13 protein-coding genes are annotated in these 15,579 nt (G+C 71.6%); 6 read left to right on the top strand and 7 right to left on the bottom strand.

Annotated features, from left to right (window positions below):
• The first annotated feature begins 22 nt into the window (after positions 1-22).
• Entirely contained in the window at positions 23-1,480 is a 1,458-nt protein-coding gene (locus ACIQG9_RS26175) for a CCA tRNA nucleotidyltransferase (protein WP_400407371.1), read from the top strand.
• Positions 1,481-1,529: 49 nt separating this feature from the next.
• Here the strand turns inward: ACIQG9_RS26175 and ACIQG9_RS26170 are convergent, their stop codons facing one another.
• From ACIQG9_RS26170 to ACIQG9_RS26160, 3 genes are read right to left on the bottom strand one after another with little or no spacing between them, the layout of a single operon-like run.
• Complete coding sequence (locus ACIQG9_RS26170; RefSeq protein WP_400407369.1) at positions 1,530-3,050, bottom strand: flotillin family protein; 1,521 nt, start codon at positions 3,048-3,050, stop codon at positions 1,530-1,532.
• 27 nt (positions 3,051-3,077) lie between these two features.
• Positions 3,078-3,599, bottom strand: a complete 522-nt coding sequence (locus tag ACIQG9_RS26165; RefSeq protein ID WP_400407367.1) for a hypothetical protein — start codon at positions 3,597-3,599, stop codon at positions 3,078-3,080.
• A 30-nt stretch (positions 3,600-3,629) separates the two neighbouring features.
• On the bottom strand, positions 3,630-3,800 hold the full coding sequence (locus ACIQG9_RS26160) for a hypothetical protein (protein WP_400407365.1): 171 nt from the start codon (positions 3,798-3,800) through the stop codon (positions 3,630-3,632).
• Positions 3,801-3,883: 83 nt separating this feature from the next.
• Here ACIQG9_RS26160 and ACIQG9_RS26155 point away from each other — a divergent pair, with 83 nt between their 5' ends.
• Positions 3,884-4,363: a methylated-DNA--[protein]-cysteine S-methyltransferase gene (locus tag ACIQG9_RS26155; RefSeq protein ID WP_400407364.1), complete on the top strand. Its 480-nt coding sequence runs from the start codon at positions 3,884-3,886 to the stop codon at positions 4,361-4,363.
• Between the two features lie 218 nt (positions 4,364-4,581).
• Here the strand turns inward: ACIQG9_RS26155 and ACIQG9_RS26150 are convergent, their stop codons facing one another.
• A complete protein-coding gene (locus ACIQG9_RS26150) occupies positions 4,582-5,661 on the bottom strand; it encodes an inositol-3-phosphate synthase (protein WP_400407362.1) in 1,080 nt (359 codons plus the stop codon).
• A 23-nt stretch (positions 5,662-5,684) separates the two neighbouring features.
• Positions 5,685-6,323, bottom strand: coding sequence for a PadR family transcriptional regulator (locus ACIQG9_RS26145; protein ID WP_400407360.1), 639 nt, complete (start codon positions 6,321-6,323; stop codon positions 5,685-5,687).
• Between the two features lie 175 nt (positions 6,324-6,498).
• Here ACIQG9_RS26145 and ACIQG9_RS26140 point away from each other — a divergent pair, with 175 nt between their 5' ends.
• The 3 genes from ACIQG9_RS26140 to ACIQG9_RS26130 all read left to right on the top strand — a co-directional run bounded on the left by ACIQG9_RS26140 (position 6,499) and on the right by ACIQG9_RS26130 (position 11,723).
• The gene (locus ACIQG9_RS26140; protein WP_400407358.1) at positions 6,499-6,945 is read left to right on the top strand and encodes a DUF5318 domain-containing protein; all 447 of its coding nucleotides are present in this window, start codon (positions 6,499-6,501) and stop codon (positions 6,943-6,945) included.
• Between the two features lie 197 nt (positions 6,946-7,142).
• Entirely contained in the window at positions 7,143-10,037 is a 2,895-nt protein-coding gene (locus ACIQG9_RS26135) for a transglycosylase domain-containing protein (RefSeq protein WP_400407356.1), read from the top strand.
• A 177-nt stretch (positions 10,038-10,214) separates the two neighbouring features.
• The gene (locus ACIQG9_RS26130; protein WP_400407354.1) at positions 10,215-11,723 is read left to right on the top strand and encodes a glycosyltransferase family 87 protein; all 1,509 of its coding nucleotides are present in this window, start codon (positions 10,215-10,217) and stop codon (positions 11,721-11,723) included.
• 127 nt (positions 11,724-11,850) lie between these two features.
• On the opposite strand, the gene ACIQG9_RS26125 is transcribed toward ACIQG9_RS26130, so the two are convergent.
• Entirely contained in the window at positions 11,851-13,863 is a 2,013-nt protein-coding gene (locus tag ACIQG9_RS26125; protein WP_400407353.1) for a hypothetical protein, read from the bottom strand.
• A 6-nt stretch (positions 13,864-13,869) separates the two neighbouring features.
• Entirely contained in the window at positions 13,870-14,652 is a 783-nt protein-coding gene (locus ACIQG9_RS26120) for a deoxyribonuclease IV (RefSeq protein ID WP_400407351.1), read from the bottom strand.
• 629 nt (positions 14,653-15,281) lie between these two features.
• On the opposite strand from ACIQG9_RS26120, the gene rpsF reads away from it, so the two are divergent.
• Complete coding sequence (gene rpsF, locus ACIQG9_RS26115; RefSeq protein ID WP_400407348.1) at positions 15,282-15,572, top strand: 30S ribosomal protein S6; 291 nt, start codon at positions 15,282-15,284, stop codon at positions 15,570-15,572.
• Positions 15,573-15,579: the final 7 nt, after the last annotated feature.

The following is a 15,579-nucleotide window of genomic DNA, read 5'->3' as shown; positions in this document are numbered from 1 at the left end:
GGCCCGATAGGCTGGCGATCCCATGTCCGAAGCCTCCGCTCCCCATGCCGCCGAACGCCGTGAGCTGACCGCCGCGCAGCGCAACGCCGTCGCCGAACTGCTCCGCGTCTCCCCGGTCGCCGACGAACTGGGCCGCCGGTTCGCGCACGCCGGGCACGAACTGCACCTGGTGGGCGGTTCGGTGCGCGATGCCCTGCTCGGCCGGCTCGGCGACGACCTGGACTTCTGCACCGACGCCCACCCCGACCAGACGCTCCGGATCATCAAGGGCTGGGCCGAGTCGATCTGGGAGACCGGCCGGGAGTTCGGCACCATCGGCTGCCAGCGCGACGGCCTCCGGTTGGAGATCACCACCTTCCGCGCCGAGGCGTACGACCAGGTCAGCCGCAATCCGATCGTCGAGTACGGGACCAACCTCACCGACGACCTGAGGCGGCGGGACTTCACCATCAACGCGATGGCGGTCAGCCTCCCCGACCACCGCTTCACCGACCCGTACGGTGGCCTGGACGACCTGGCCGCCAAGGTCATCCGTACCCCCGGCACCCCGCGGGAGTCGTTCGGCGACGACCCGCTGCGGATGCTGCGGGCCGCCCGCTTCGCCGCCCAGCTCTGCTTCACGGTCCACCCGGACGTCCGGACGGCGATGACCGCGATGGCCGCCGACCTGGACCGGATCACCGCCGAGCGGATCCGGGACGAGTTCACCAAGCTGCTCTGCGGCACCGACGCGATCACCGGGCTGCGGCTGCTGGTCGACACCGGGCTGGCCGAGCGCTTCCTGCCCGAGCTGACCGGCCTCAAGCTGACCATCGACGAGCACGCCCAGCACAAGGACGTCTACGAGCACACGCTGACCGTGGTGAGCAACGCGATCTCGTACGAGACGGACGGCTGCGACTTCGTGCTCCGGATGGCCGCGCTCATGCACGACGCGGGCAAGCCGGCCACCAAGGCGGTCGGCCCGGACGGCCGGGTCAGCTTCCACCACCACGAGGTGGTCGGCGCCCGGCTGACCAAGGCCCGGATGAAGGCCCTGCGCTACCCGAAGGACGTCACCGCCCAGGTCACCAAGCTGGTCGGCCTGCACCTGCGGTTCTACGGGTACGGCCGGGGCGAGTGGACCGACTCGGCGGTCCGCCGGTACGTCACCGACGCCGACGACCTGCTGGCCCGGCTGCACAAGCTGACCCGCTCGGACTGCACCACCCGCAACCGACGCAAGGCCGCCCAGCTCGCCGCCGACTACGACGCGCTGGAGGAGCGGATCGCCCGGATCGCCGCCGAGGAGGACCTGGCCCGGGTCCGCCCCGACCTGGACGGCAACGCGATCATGGAGCTGCTCGGCGTACCGCCGGGGCCGGTGGTCGGCCGGGCCTGGCAGCACCTCAAGGAGCTGCGCCTGGAGCGCGGCCCGCTGGACCGCGACGAGGCCGAGGCGGAGCTGTTGCGCTGGGCCCGCGAACAGGGCCTGGTCTGACGTACGCGGAAGGGGCCGTCCGGTGGTCGGACGGCCCCTTCGTCGTCGGTCAGCGGGTCTCGACCGCGCTGCCCTCGACCGGCGGCTTGCCGTTGGCCGGCGACCCGGTCGACGCCGAGCCCAGCTTGGCGAGCAGGCCGGCCAGGTCGATGCCGGTGAGGTCGGAACCGAGCTGGAGCCCCTGGGCGACGTTGCCGGCCACCGACTTGGTCAGCGAGGACGCCCCGTCGGTGGAGATCACCGTCATCTTGTCGATCGCACCGATCGGGGCGCTGGCCGCCTCGACCACCTGCGGCAGCACCTTCACCAGCAGGTCCAGTACGGCCGCTTCGCCGTACGCGGCGAACGCCTCGGCCTTGCGGGCCATCGCGTCGGCCTCGGCCTGACCCCTGGCCAGGATGGCCGCCGCCTCGGCCTGGCCCTCCCGCTCGACCGCCTCGGCGATCGCGGAGCGCCGGCGCTGCTCGGCCTCACCCTCCTTGGCGCCCTCGACGGCGTTCGCCTCGGCCAGCGCGGCCCGGCGGGCCCGCTCGCCCTCACCGGTGAGCCGGGCCTGCTCGGCGGAGGCCTGCGCGGCGGCGATGACGGCCTGCCGCTGCGCGTCGGCGTTCAGCACCGCCGCGTTGCGGGCCGCCTCGGCCTCCTGCTCCACCTTGTAGCGGGCCGCGTCGGCGGGCTTGCGCACCTCGGTGTCGAGCTGGCGCTGCTTCAGCTCGGCGTTGCGCTCGGCCACCTTCTGCTGCTCGGAGAGGATCGCCTGGTCCCGCTCGGCCTGGGCGAGCGGGCCGGCCGCCGCCGACTTCGCCTTGGCCGCGTCGATCTCCGCCTGGATGGCGGCCTGCTTCAGCGACAGGTTCCGGTTGGCCTCGGCGATCGCCTCCTCGGCGAGCAGCCGCTCCTGCTCGGCCTGCTGCCGGGCCCGGGCCTCGGCGATGGCCGCGTCCTTGAGCACCCGGGCCGCCTCCGGTCGACCCAGGTCCTGCAGGTACGACCCCTCGGCGAGGATGTCCTGGAGCTGGAAGGTGTCCAGCACCAGGCCCTGGTTGGTCATCGAGTGCTCGGCCTCCTCGGCGACCGCGCTGGCGAACGCGGCCCGGTCCCGGATGACCTCCTCGACGGTGAGCCGACCGACGATCGAGCGCAGCGCGCCGGCCAGCACCTCCCGGGTGAAGTTGTCGATCTCGTCCTGCTGGTGCAGGAAGCGCTGGGCGGCGGCGCGGATCGCGTCCTCGGTGCCGCCGACCTTGACGATGGCGACGCCGTGCAGGTCGGCCCGGATGCCCTGCTTGCTGACCGCGCCCCGGATGCCGACGTCGATGCGGCGGCTGGACAGGTCGAGCGACTGGAGCTTCTGCACCACCGGCAGCACGAAGACCGACGCGCCGAGGACGACCTTCTGGCCGGAGTTGTCGGTGGACCGGCCGCCGTCGGCGGTCTGCGTGGTGCGTCCCTTGCGGCCGGTGACGATGAACGCCTCGTTCGGGCCGGCCACCTTGATCCGGGAGAGCACGAAGAGCACGAGGACGAGGACGAGCAGGACCGCGCCGCCGATGGCGATGAGGAGTGGCATGGGGGTTCCGTCTCTGCGAGAAGAGGGTCAGTAGGTCTCGACGTGCACGCTGGTCTCGCTCAGCGTCTGCACCACGAAGATCTGCGCGCCGACCGGGATCGGCCGGTCCGCCCGGGCGTTGAGCTTCACCGGCTGGCCGGCGACGCGTACCCGGACCTCGCCGTAGCCGCTGGTGGGGATGGGGGTGACCACCAGGCCGAGCACGCCGACCAGGTCGTCCCGGGTGGGGGTGGGATCGGTGCGCATGTTCCGCGCCGCCCGGCTCAGCCGCCGGGCCAGCCACGCGGTGGGCACGGCGGCGAGCGCGCCACCGGCCACCGCCGCCGCGATCATCCCCGGGGTACGTCCGCCGAGCAGCTCGTTGACGATCGCCGCGCCGAAGCCGAACGCGCCGAGGAACCCGGCGACCGCCTCGACCGACACCGGACCGTCGACGTCGACGTGGCCGAGGTGCAGCAGCTCGCCGCCGAGCAGGGCGAGCGCCAGCACGCCGACGCCCGCCCCACCGATGATCAGAAAGATGAGCGTCCCCGTGGCCACGACCTGCACCGTAGCGAGTTGGCGCAACGTGCCGCGTGATCAATTCGGGGCGACGGTCACCGTCCGTTCGGCCAGCTCCCTCGGCAGTGGCAGCCGGGCCAGCTCGGGTCCGGCGGGCTCGGCGAGCACGACCTCCGGTACCCGCCCGCCGCCGGTGGAGAGCCGGTCGTCGGCGACCCGGGCGATGACGGATCGGGTGGTCGCGCTCATGCGGGCTCCTCGATCAGGGAACGACGACGAATGCGTCGGCCACCGGCGGGTGGACTGTCGTGGGGGCGCGGGAGAATGCCGGTATGCGCTGGACCGTGCTCGACTCGCCGATCGGCGAGTTCTCCGTGGCCACCGATGCCGACGGGGTCTGCGGCGCCCATTTCGGCCGGGTGGATTCGGCCGCCGAGGAGCCCGCCGACGCGCTCGCCGGGCGGGCCGTGGCCGAGCTGCGGGCGTACTTCGCCGGGGAGCTGACCGACTTCGGGGTGCCGGTGGTGCCGCCCCGGGGGTCGGACTTCGAGCGGGCGGTCTGGCGGGAGATGACCCTGATCCCGTACGGGGAGACGCTCACCTACGGCGAGGTGGCCCGCCGGGTCGGCGACCCGGGTGCGGCCCGGGCGGTCGGGGTGGCCTGCAACCGCAATCCGGTTCCGGTGATCGTCCCCTGCCACCGGATCGTCGGCGCGGGCGGAAAGCTGGTCGGCTTCGGCGGCGGGCTGCCGCGCAAGGTGACACTGCTGGAGTTGGAGGCCGGGGTCGCGTTGCGCCGCGCCTGGTCGTGATGATCAGGCGGTCGGACGGCGGGGATCCCGCCAACTCCAAGATCGCGCTGGATCCAGGATGTAGTGGGCTCGCGGTCGTCGGGAGGCCACTACATCCTGGAAACAGCGCGATCTTGCAGGGAGGCGGAGCAGGGGCGGCACGGCCGAGGGCCGGGCCCGTGCGGACCCGGCCCTCGGCCGTGCTGGTGCGGGCGCTCGCCCGCGGTGGCGGTGGCGCGTCAGCGCTCGATCTCGCCCTTGATGAACTCCTCGACGGCGGCGTGCGCGTCGTGGTCGGCGTACTGCACCGGCGGGGACTTCATGAAGTACGACGAGGCCGACAGGATCGGGCCACCGATCTTGCGGTCCAGCGCGATCTTCGCGGCCCGGACGGCGTCGATGATGACGCCGGCCGAGTTCGGCGAGTCCCACACCTCCAGCTTCAGCTCGGCGTTGAGCGGGGTGTCACCGAAGGAGCGGCCCTCCAGGCGGATGTACGCCCACTTGCGGTCGTCCAGCCACGGCACGTGGTCCGACGGGCCGATGTGCACGTCGCTCTTGACCATCTCGTGCGGGATCTGCGAGGTCACCGACTGGGTCTTCGAGATCTTCTTGGAGACCAGCCGGTTGCGCTCCAGCATGTTCATGAAGTCCATGTTGCCGCCGAAGTTGAGCTGGTAGGTGCGCAGCAGCTCGACCCCACGGTCCTCGAAGAGCTTCGCCAGCGCGCGGTGCACGATGGTGGCGCCGACCTGGCTCTTGATGTCGTCACCGACGATCGGCAGGCCGGCGTCGGTGAACTTCTGGGCCCACTCCGGGTCGGAGGCGATGAAGACCGGCAGGGCGTTGACGAACGCGCAGCCGGCGTCGATCGCGGCCTGGGCGTAGAACTTGTCGGCCTGCTCGGACCCGACCGGCAGGTAGGAGACGACGACGTCGACCTGGGCGTCGCGCAGCGCCCTGGCCACGTCGACCGGCTCGGCGTCCGACTCCTCGACGATCTCGCGGTAGTACTGGCCCAGGCCGTCGAAGGTCGGACCGCGCTGGACGCTGACGCCGGTCGGCGGTACGTCGCAGAGCTTGATGGTGTTGTTCTCGCTGGCGACGATCGCCTCCGCGAGGTCCATGCCCACCTTCTTGGCGTCAACGTCGAACGCCGCGACGAACTCCACGTCCGAGACGTGGTAGTCGCCGAAGGTGACGTGCATGAGACCCGGGACGCGGTCGTTCGGGTCGGCGTTCCGGTAGTACTCCACGCCCTGCACGAGGGACGAGGCGCAGTTACCCACACCGACGATGGCGACGCGGACGGAGCCCATAGCGTCTGCCTCCTTCTTCTTCATCACGGCCGCTCTGTCCTGGACTCTCCAGGCGGGGGCGGGCTGTTGTTGTCTCGTCGGCCGCCGGCCGTCCCGGGTGAGGGGACCGTCGGGGCACGGCCGGAGCGCTCGTTGGCGATGAGCTCCTCCAGCCAGCGGACCTCGCGCTCACAGGCGTCGAGCCCGTGGCGTTGCAGTTCCAGGGTGTACGCGTCGAGGCGCTCGGCCGCCCGGCCCAGCACGTCACGAAGTCCCTCGCGACGTTCCTCGATCGTGCGGCGGCGACCCTCCAGGATGCGGAGTCGGGTCGCCTGGTCGGTCCGGGCGAAGAACGCGAAGTGCACGCCGAATCCCGTGTCGTCGTACGTCTCGGGCCCGGCCTGCGCGATGAGCTGGGCGAAGCGTTCCTTGCCCTCCGCGGTGATTTTGTAGACCACCCGACCTCGTCGGCTGGTCAGCGCGGGAACCTCCTCGGCGGTGGCGGACGTCTCGGCGGCCTCGCTGATCCAGCCCGCCGCCTGCAGCCGGCGCAGGGTCGGGTAGAGCGAGCCGTAGCTGATCGCCGCCCGGATGGCGCCGAGCTTGGCCGTGAGCTCCTTGCGGAGCTCGTAGCCGTGCATCGGAGCCTCCTGCAGGAGGCCGAGGATGGCTAGTTCGAGCACGGGCCACCCTTTCCTACCCCCAGGCACCGGACGTTAACCGCCTCGATGTATCGGACCGATACATCGCACGTTAGTACCTCAGTCGCCATCAGGGCAAACCCCTGTTCCGCGCCGCCCAGGTCACGGATCGTGACGGTGGTCGCCCCACCCGGCCGGACCGCGTACCCTTCTCCGCATGCGTACGCAGCGCCAGGTGGTGGACTACTCGCTCCAGAAGCGGGCGGTGCTGCGTGAACTCCTCGCCGGGCGGGTCGGCACGTACGATGTCTGCGACGCGTCGCCGTACCTGAAGAACGCTGCGCGGTTCCACGGGGAACCGACGGAACAGCGGTGTCCGATCTGCCGGAGCGAGAACCTGACCCACGTCCACTACATTTACGGGGACGAACTCAAGCAGTCCGCCGGCCAGGCACGCACCCTGGCCGAATTGCCCGTGCTGGCGATGACGCTGCGTGAGTTCCAGGTCTTCGTGGTGGAGGTGTGCCTCGGCTGTGACTGGAACCATCTCGTCGAGCAGTTCCTGCTCGGGCGGGACGGGCTGGCCGAGGGCGGTCCGGAGCAGGGTGTGGCGGACGCCGCGACCGCCCCGGCTCATGGACGAAGGCGAGAGGCGCAACGGTGAACCTGGCTGCTCCGGTCGACCCCGGTGTCGTGCGACACAGACACCCCGACCGGCAGCCCATCGGCCTGATTGGTCCGATTGATGCGGATATTGCGGCGCGCCTCCGGCCCCTCCCGGGCCCGACGGCGCGTGTGTCAACTCACGGCAACCCGGTGGCGGCGCCCCCGCGTCCCACCGCGACCGGCAGGGTGTGAGGAATGAACTCGTACGGCGATCCCAGTTCCCCGCGCGCGCGGGCCCAGGTACCGGGTTCGAACGGTGGCCCCGGACCGGGGGCGGACGACGCGTACCGCCGTCCCTCCGGTGAGGCCCGGGGCGCGGCCCCGGCCGGCCGGGGCTCGGGCGGCGGGCCGGCTGGCGCTCCCACCGGGCGGGCCTCCGCCGCGGTGCCCCCGCCACGCGGGCCGGGCGCGGCCGGCTCGGCCTCGGTCGGCCGGGCCGGCGCAGGTCGGGCCTCCGTGCCGGTCTCGCCGGCCGCGCCGGGTCGGGCCTCCGTCCCGGTCTCCCCGGCGGCACCCGGTCGAGGTGGCGCGGGGCGTGCCTCGGTGCCGGTCTCCCCGGCCGCCGGCCCGGCTGGCCGGGCCTCCGTCGGGCTGGGCTCCGCAGGGCGGGCCAGCGTCGGCGCGGCGTCGGTCGGCCCCGCCGGGCGGGCGTCGGTGGCCCGGGCGGGCGTCGCGCAGGTCGGCGGTGGGCCGGGCGGACCCGGCGGCCCGAACGGGCCGGGGCGCGGCTACGGCGGCGGTCGCGGGCCGGGCGACCCGGACGCGGTGTCGCGGTCCAAGAAGCGCAGGCGGATCAACATGCTGATCGCCGGGTTCGCGGTCTTCATCATGATCGCCGGCATCGGCGTGATCGGGTTCACCTACTACTCGACCAGCGTGGTGCTGCCCAACCAGATCAAGCTGCCGCTCGCCACCACGATCTACGCGAACGACAACAAGACGGTCATCGCCAAGGTGGGCGAGCAGAACCGCACCTTCGTCTCGATCAACCAGATCCCGCTGCACATGCGGGACGCGGTGGCGGCGGCGGAGGACAAGAACTTCTACGACCACTCCGGCGTGGACTACAAGGGCATCGCCCGAGCCGCCTGGAACAACCTCTCCGGCGGCGACAAGCAGGGTGCCTCGACCATCACCCAGCAGTACGCCCGCAACGCCTACGAGAACCTCCAGGACGACTCGTACGCGCGGAAGGTGAAGGAGGCGATCGTCGCCTCCAAGCTCAATGATCAGTTCACCAAGGAACAGATCATGGAGCACTACCTCAACACGATCTATTTCGGTCGCAACGCGTACGGCATCGAGGCGGCGTCGTGGGCGTACTTCGGCAAGCCGGTCGCCAAGGTCGACGTGGCGGAGGCCGCCGTGCTCGCGGCGCTGATCAAGCAGCCGGAGCCGAGCGCCACCCACAGGGGCTACGACCCGTCGGTCAACCCGACCGCCGCCAAGGAGCGGTGGGACTACGTCGTCAAGAACATGGTCGACATGCACTGGGTCGACGCCCCCGGTCGGCCGGCGCACCCGACGGCGTACCCGACCAAGACGCTGCAGACCCCGAAGGAGTCCCGGGCCGGCGTCAAGTTCGGCGTCAACACCCCGATCGGCAACGTGATCAACTACGTCTCGACGGAGATGCGGGAAAAGAAGCTCTGCACCGACAACGAGGCGGAGGCGACCGATCGCAAGCCGCTCTGCTCGGCGATGCTCCGTGAGGGCGGCTACCGGATCCGGACCACCATCGACGTCAAGGTGCAGAAGGCCGTCACCGATGCCGCCCAGCGCAGCACCAAGAAATCGGAGCTGGACGGCGCGCGGAAGAACCTGATGGCCGCCGTGGTGTCGATCGACCCGAAGAACGGCCGGGTGCTGGGCTACTACGGCGGGGACGACGGCACCGGTACCGACTACGCCGGCAAGAACACCGACACCAACGGCAACGTCACCGGCGGGCACTCGCCCGGCTCCAGCTTCAAGATCTACACGTTGGCGGCGGCGATCGAGGCCGGCAAGTCGGTCGAGTCGCGCTGGAAGGGCCGGGCGTTCACCCCGGAGGGCGTGAAGTTCCGGGTCAGCAACGCCGGCACCGACAACCCGACGTGTGGCGACTCCTGCACGCTGCGGGAGTCGACACTGAAGTCGCTGAACGTCCCCTTCTACCACGTCAGCCTCGACATCGGGCCCGACAAGATCGTCGACATGGCGGCCAAGGCCGGCGTCAGCATGATGTGGCAGACGGACGAGGACCCGCCGAAGGGGCACGACCTGGCCAAGGAGAAGGCCGAGAACCTGGCCCCCGACCCGTTCTACCATGTGGTCGCCTATGGTCAGTACCCGATCACCGTGCTCGACCACGCCAACGGCATCGCCACCTTCGCCAACAAGGGCGTCTACAACAAGGCCCACTTCCTCTGGTCGGCCGAGAAGCAGAACAAGGACACCGGCAAGTGGGAGAAGCTCGGCGGCGAGCAGCTCAAGCCGGAGAAGCGGATCAACCCGGATGTGGTCGCCGACGTGACCGACGTGCTGGAGGACTACCCGGGCAAGATCAACCACACCCTGGCGGACGGCCGGAAGGCCACCGCCAAGACCGGCACCTGGGAGCTCAAGGAGGGCACCACCCAGAACGGTGACGCCTGGACCATCGGATACACCCCGCAGCTCGCCACCGCCGTCTGGGTGGGCAACAAGGGCAAGCGGGAAGCGATCAAGATGAACGACGGCCGGAACATCAGCGGTGCCCTGATGCCCGGCGACATCTGGGAACGGGTCATGAACGGCGCGCTCAAGGGCGAGGAGAAGTTGGACTTCCCGCCGGCGGCGAACATCGGCGACCCGAACTCCGGCAACGGCACCCCGCCCCCGCCCCCGCCCACCCCGGACCCGCCGACGCCGCAGGACTGCGGCCCGCTCGGCCTGCTCTGCCCGCCGAACGGCGGCAACCAGGGCGGTGGAAACCAGGGCGGCAACCCGGGTGGTGGCAACCCGGGTGGTGGCAACCCGGACAACCCGCTCGATCCGAACCTTCCCCGACCGGGGGGCGGGAACGGCGGCGGCGTCCTGCCCACCCTGTCCCCGCGCACGCGGGAGTGAGCGGACCCCGACGGGACGACGATCGATGACGCTGCCGGCAGCCACCACCACGTGGTTGCCGGCAGCGGCGTTTTCCGGGGCAGTTTCCCGACGACAGCGGCCCGGCGGACGGCAGGTCGCCCCGGTCGGAAACATGCTCCTCGTCCGGGAGCCATTCGTAGGGCAGGATGCTTCTTCATGAGCACCCAGTCGACGGCCGGCATCGACGACGCCGGGAGCAGCGACCACCCGTCCCGTTCGGACGGCTTCGTCCGCGGCGTCTCCGAGGCGATCGGCGGGCCGCTCGGCGACCACGCGGTCGCCCTCGACCGGCCCGCCGGACGGGAGCGTCGGTTCTGGACGGCGGCCCGGATCGTGCTGGCCCTGGTCTGCCTGACCCTCGCCCTGCACTGGGTGCAGAAGTCGCCCTGTCAGGACGGTGCCTGGCAGAACAACGTGCAGTACACCCGGCTCTGCTACACCGACGTACTCGCCCTCTACTACGCCGAGGGGCTCAACGAGGGCAAGGTCCCCTACCGGGACCATCCCGTCGAGTATCCGGTGCTCACCGGTTACATGATGGGCGCGCTCGGCCTGCCGGTGCACGCCCTCGGCGTCGACGACCCGACGATCAACCAGGGCCGGTGGTTCTACAACGCCAACGCGCTGACCCTCAGCGCCCTCGCCGTCGCCACGGTCGCGGTGATCCTCGCCCTGCGCCGCCGACGACCCTGGGACGCCGCGCTCTTCGCGCTGGCCCCGGCGCTCTTTCTCACCGCCACCGTCAACTGGGACTTCCTCGCCATCGGGCTGGCCGCCTTCGGGCTGGCCGCCTGGGCGAAACGGCAACCCGCCGTGGCCGGCGTACTGCTCGGCCTGGCCGGTGCGGCGAAGATGTGGCCGCTGTTCCTGCTCGGGCCGATCCTGGTCCTCGCCCTGCGCGCGGGCCGAATGCGGGCCGCGCTGACCGCCCTGGCCACCGCGCTGGTCGCGCTGGTCGCGGTGAACCTGCCGGCCGCCCGGGCGTACCCGGACAACTGGAACCGGTTCTTCGAGCTGAACACCACCCGGCCCATCGACTGGGGCACGCTCTGGTACATCGGCCGGTACCTGGACGGCAAGGTGAACACCGGCAGCCCCGGCGAGCAGGGCCCCTTCGAGTGGCTGAACGCCAACATCCCGACGCTGAACTACCTGTCGTACGCCCTCTTCGGGCTGGCCTGCCTCGGCGTGGCCGCGCTGGCCCTGCGGGCACCGCGCCGCCCCCGGCTCGCCCAGCTCGCCTTCCTGGTGGTGGCCGCGTTCCTGATCTTCAGCAAGGTCTGGTCGCAGCAGTTCGTGCTCTGGCTGCTGCCACTGGCGGTGCTGGCCCGCCCCCGTTGGGGGGCGTTCCTCGCCTGGCAACTCGCCGAGGTCTGCTACTTCGTCGCCTTCTACGGCGAACTGCTCGGCGCGGCCACCAACCGGCCGGTGTTCCCCGAGGGCGTCTTCGTGCTCGCCTCGTCGCTGCGGCTGGGCACCGTCGTGCTGCTCTGCGTCCTGATCGTAAAGGACATCCTCCGTCCGGAGCGTGACGCGGTCCGCTGGACGTACCCCGACGACCCGGACGGCGGCGTCCTGGACGGCGCCCCCGACGCACCCTGGCTGGCCAGACTGCGCCGCCCAGCCCCCACCCCCGACCCCGAACCAGAACCCGCCAACGCCTGACAACCGCGTCCCAGCCAGAGGCGCAAGTCCGAGACGGCCGTGCGCCCGTCAGGTCTGCGGGGAGCCCGGCCGGCGCAGGGATCAAGCCTGACCGCCCGGAGCCGGCCGGGCTCCCCCGCAACCCGAGTCAGAGACGGAACACCACGGCGTTGCCCACCTGCTCGCGGGTGATGCCCAACTGGTCGACCGGGCCGTCCACCGTCACCTCCCACGGGGTGCCGGCGATCTGGTCGCGCAGCACCACCACGTTGCGGACGCCGAGCGTGCGCAGGTAGTCGACGCTGGTCCGGTCGGGGAAGGCCAGGGTCACCCGGCGCACGTCGTCGAGCTGCACCGGAGTGAACCCGCTGCCGCCGTTCACCACCTGCTGGAATCGGCTGGTCGACCAGAGCATCACCGGCTGGTCCTGGTTCTGGCCGCTCGGCAGCACCAGCATCGGACCGTCCACCGTGCGCATCGCCACCGGCTGCTCCGGCACCACCGGGTGCGGCGTGCTGTTCAACCCCTCCACGGTCACCAGCAGCAGCGGCAGCAGGGTGGCCGCGCGCAGCCACGGCGACGGCCAGGACGGCACCCGCTCGGCGCTGATCTCGCGGACCCGCTCGGCGAAGGCGCTCACCGCGCCGGCCGCCAGCAGGCCGAGCAGCAGCGTCGTCCAGAGCATCATCCGGCCCGGCGTGCGCAGCCCGTTGAAGCCCGGCAGGTACTCGAACAGCGGCGCGTAGGTGTAGGTGCCACCGAAGAACCGGCTGCCCATCGCCAGCACCATGGTCACCAGCACGCCGGCGAGCAGCAGCAGCCGGTGCCGCAGCCGCCACACCGAGAAGAACAGCCCGCCGGCTGCCAGCGCGTACAGCACGAAGCCCGGCAGCAGCGTCATCTCCGGGTGCCAGGGCAGCGCCGCCCGTGCCCCCTCGTGCAGCCCGCCCCAGATCCGCGACTCGGCGGGCGCGGTGAAGAAGCCGCTCGCCGGCGGGGAGTAGACGCCGATGTCACCGATCGTCCGCTCCGCGTTCGGGTGCAGCTCGGCCACCTTGAAGTACGGCACCGCCAGCAGCGCGCCGACGGCGGCGAAGAGCAGCCCGCCGACCAGGTCGGCGACGAACAGCTTCCGGCCGAACGGCCGCCGTACCGTGCGCCGCCGCCAGAACCAGACCACCGCCGCGACCAGCACGGTGGCGGCGAGGACGTAGGCGAACACCAGGCCGATGCCGAAGCCGAGGCTGAGCTGCCAGGCCGCCACCACCCAGCCGGCGTACGTCCAACCGACCCGACGCCGCTCGGGACGGTAGCCGTGCCGCAGCGACCAGCCATGGCCCCGGGCCAGCATGGCCAGCGCCAGCGGGATCCCGCCGTTGGAGACGATGTGCAGGTGGCCGGCCTGGGCGAGCAGCCACGGCGCGTACGTGTAGCTGACCCCGGCCACCGCCGATCCGATCCGTCCCGCGCCCAACTGCCGGGCCAGCACGTACGCCCCGAACGTGGCCAGCGCGTGGGCCAGCACGAACATGATGTTGTAGCGGAGCACGGCGGCGTCCGGGCCGGTGCCGAGCAGGCCGGCCGGGGCGTACCCGAGCAGCATGTCGGAGAAGGCGAAGCTCCACTGCTCGGGGAAGAACGTGTTGGACTGGAAGAGCTGCGCCGGGTTCGTCCGCAGCGCGTGTCCCGACCAGGCCAACTGCCAGGCCTGCAGGCTCGGGTCCCAGTAGTCCTGCGGCAACGTGTAGAGCGGGTAGCGCAGGGTCGGCCAGGTCAGCCCCGCGGCGAGGGCGAGTGAGGCGAGGAGGGCGAGCGTCCACTCGTGCACCAGGAACCGGCCGGTCGCGCGGGCGACCCGCCGGGGACGGCCGGGCACCGGCTCGGGGGCGGGCCCGAACGACGTCCACGGGTCCGGCTCGGCCGCGCCGTCCTTCCGTTCCGCCTCGCCCGCGCCGCCGCCGGCCGTGCCCGTGCCGGCCGTGGTGTCCTTCGCGGACTCGGGCTTGGCGTCCTTCGCGGTGTCGGGCCTGGCGTCCCTGCCCGGGTCGGGCGTGCTGTCCTTGCCGGAGGCGGGCGTGCTGTCGTTGCCCGGGCCGGGTGCGGTGTCGTTCCCGCTGGCCTGCCCGGTCGGCTGGCTGCCGCCGGTCGCGTTGGTGGTCATCGGCGATCAGGCCCCCGTGCCGAGCTGGTCGCGGAGGAAGGCGATGTCCGCGCTCTGGCCGGTGGCGCCGCCGGGGGTCTCCACGATGACCGGGGCGCCGGCCGCCCGGATCACGGCGACCACCAGCTCCGGGTCGATGGTGCCGCCGTCGAGGTTGTCGTGCCGGTCCTGGCCGGAGTTGAACCCGCCCTTGGAGTTGTTGGCGTGCACCAGGTCGATCCGGCCGGTGATCGCCTTGACCCGGTCGACCAGGTCGAGCAGTTCCTCGCCGCCGGCATGGGCGTGGCAGGTGTCCAGACAGAAGCCGACCTCGTAGTCGCCGAGCGCGTCCCAGAGCCGGGCCAGCGCGTCGAGCCGCCGGGCGCAGGCGTTGTCGCCGCCGGCCGTGTTCTCGATCAGGACCGGGAGCGGGAAACCACCGGCGTCCGCCGCGAACGCGAAGGTCTTGCGCCAGTTGTCGAAGCCGACCGCCAGGTCGTCACCGGTGTTGACGTGCCCGCCGTGCACGATCAGGCCCCGGGCACCGAGCTGGCCCGCCGCGGTCGCGTGGGCCAGCAGGAGCTTGCGGCTGGGGATGCGGATCCGGTTGTTCAGGGTGGCCACGTTGATGACGTACGGGGCGTGGACGTAGAGGTCGACGTCGGCGGCGCGCAGCCGGTCCGCGTCCTCCCGGGGTTTCGGGGCCTTCCAACCCTGCGGGTCGGCGAGGAAGAACTGCACCGCCTCGGCGGAACGGGCGGCCGCTTCCGCCAGCGGGTCGGTCTGGTCGACGTGGGCTCCGATACGCATGCAGGCGAGCCTACGTCGCGGGCCCGACGCCGGGGGCGACGGTCGCGGGGGAGTCGCGGCGCTGTTCGGACGCCCCGCGCGTCACCCGCCGGCCCGGGGGTCGTTGAGTGGGGTGGGATCGATGGCCGGCTCTTCCGGCGACCGGGACCGGCCGGTGGAGCAGGTCTGGCACGGTCACCCGGCCGGGCGGTTCGGGACCGGGTGGCGGCGGTACCCGGGCCACCATCTCCGACCAGCCAAAATCTCGGACTAATAGTTCCAATCCGGCCGTGATGTGACGATTGTCGTTGTACCGTCGGATAACAACAGGATGAAGCTCCGCGGGGTGTCCTCGATCCAACCTCATCGGTGTGGTCGTTCCTCCCCAGGTCCCACCCAAGGAATGCGGACCGGGACGCCCCGCGGCCCCGTGGACAGGGGTCCGCCGCCGGCCTTCGGGTGCCGCGGCGGGCCCCTGTCACCGTTCCCGACCGGCCGTGCCGGCCTGCCCGGGGATGATCGTTGCGACCGGGTATCCTGGTCCGGTTGTCCGCGTCCGGCCGGGTTCCCCCGGCCCGGGGCGGACACGACGCACGACCTCCTGCCACGGAAGGACCGTGGCCGCCTAGCCCACAGGAGGTGAGCACGTCTTGCGTCACTACGAAGTCATGGTGATCCTCGATGCCAGTCTCGAGGAGCGCACCGTCGCCCCGTCGCTCGACACGTACCTGAACGTGATCCGGACCGCGGGTGGCTCGGTGGAGAAGACCGACGTGTGGGGCCGCCGGCGCCTCGCGTACGAGATCAACAAGAAGGCCGAGGGCATCTACGCCGTCGTTGACCTTCAGGCGACGCCGGAGGCGGTGGCCGAACTCGACCGCCAGCTGCGGCTCAACGAGTCCGTGCTGCGCACCAAGGTCATCCGGCCGGAGATGCGCTAAGCATTCA

This window comes from Micromonospora sp. NPDC092111, assembly GCF_044755745.1.
Lineage (GTDB): Bacteria > Actinomycetota > Actinomycetes > Mycobacteriales > Micromonosporaceae > Micromonospora.
The sequence above is the reverse complement of the archived record's forward strand: the minus strand, read 5'-3'. Positions and strand labels throughout refer to the sequence as shown.

What these genes read in the sequence shown, in the direction of transcription:
- ACIQG9_RS26150 (WP_400407362.1), bottom strand. Translation starts at nt 5,661, where the DNA reads ATGGGCTCCGTCCGCGTCGCCATCGTCGGTGTGGGTAACTGCGCCTCG.
- ACIQG9_RS26175 (WP_400407371.1), top strand. Translation starts at nt 23, where the DNA reads ATGTCCGAAGCCTCCGCTCCCCATGCCGCCGAACGCCGTGAGCTGACC.
- ACIQG9_RS26160 (WP_400407365.1), bottom strand. Translation starts at nt 3,800, where the DNA reads ATGAGCGCGACCACCCGATCCGTCATCGCCCGGGTCGCCGACGACCGG.
- ACIQG9_RS26135 (WP_400407356.1), top strand. Translation starts at nt 7,143, where the DNA reads ATGAACTCGTACGGCGATCCCAGTTCCCCGCGCGCGCGGGCCCAGGTA.
- ACIQG9_RS26170 (WP_400407369.1), bottom strand. Translation starts at nt 3,050, where the DNA reads ATGCCACTCCTCATCGCCATCGGCGGCGCGGTCCTGCTCGTCCTCGTC.
- ACIQG9_RS26140 (WP_400407358.1), top strand. Translation starts at nt 6,499, where the DNA reads ATGCGTACGCAGCGCCAGGTGGTGGACTACTCGCTCCAGAAGCGGGCG.
- ACIQG9_RS26125 (WP_400407353.1), bottom strand. Translation starts at nt 13,863, where the DNA reads ATGACCACCAACGCGACCGGCGGCAGCCAGCCGACCGGGCAGGCCAGC.
- ACIQG9_RS26120 (WP_400407351.1), bottom strand. Translation starts at nt 14,652, where the DNA reads ATGCGTATCGGAGCCCACGTCGACCAGACCGACCCGCTGGCGGAAGCG.
- ACIQG9_RS26130 (WP_400407354.1), top strand. Translation starts at nt 10,215, where the DNA reads ATGAGCACCCAGTCGACGGCCGGCATCGACGACGCCGGGAGCAGCGAC.
- ACIQG9_RS26155 (WP_400407364.1), top strand. Translation starts at nt 3,884, where the DNA reads ATGCGCTGGACCGTGCTCGACTCGCCGATCGGCGAGTTCTCCGTGGCC.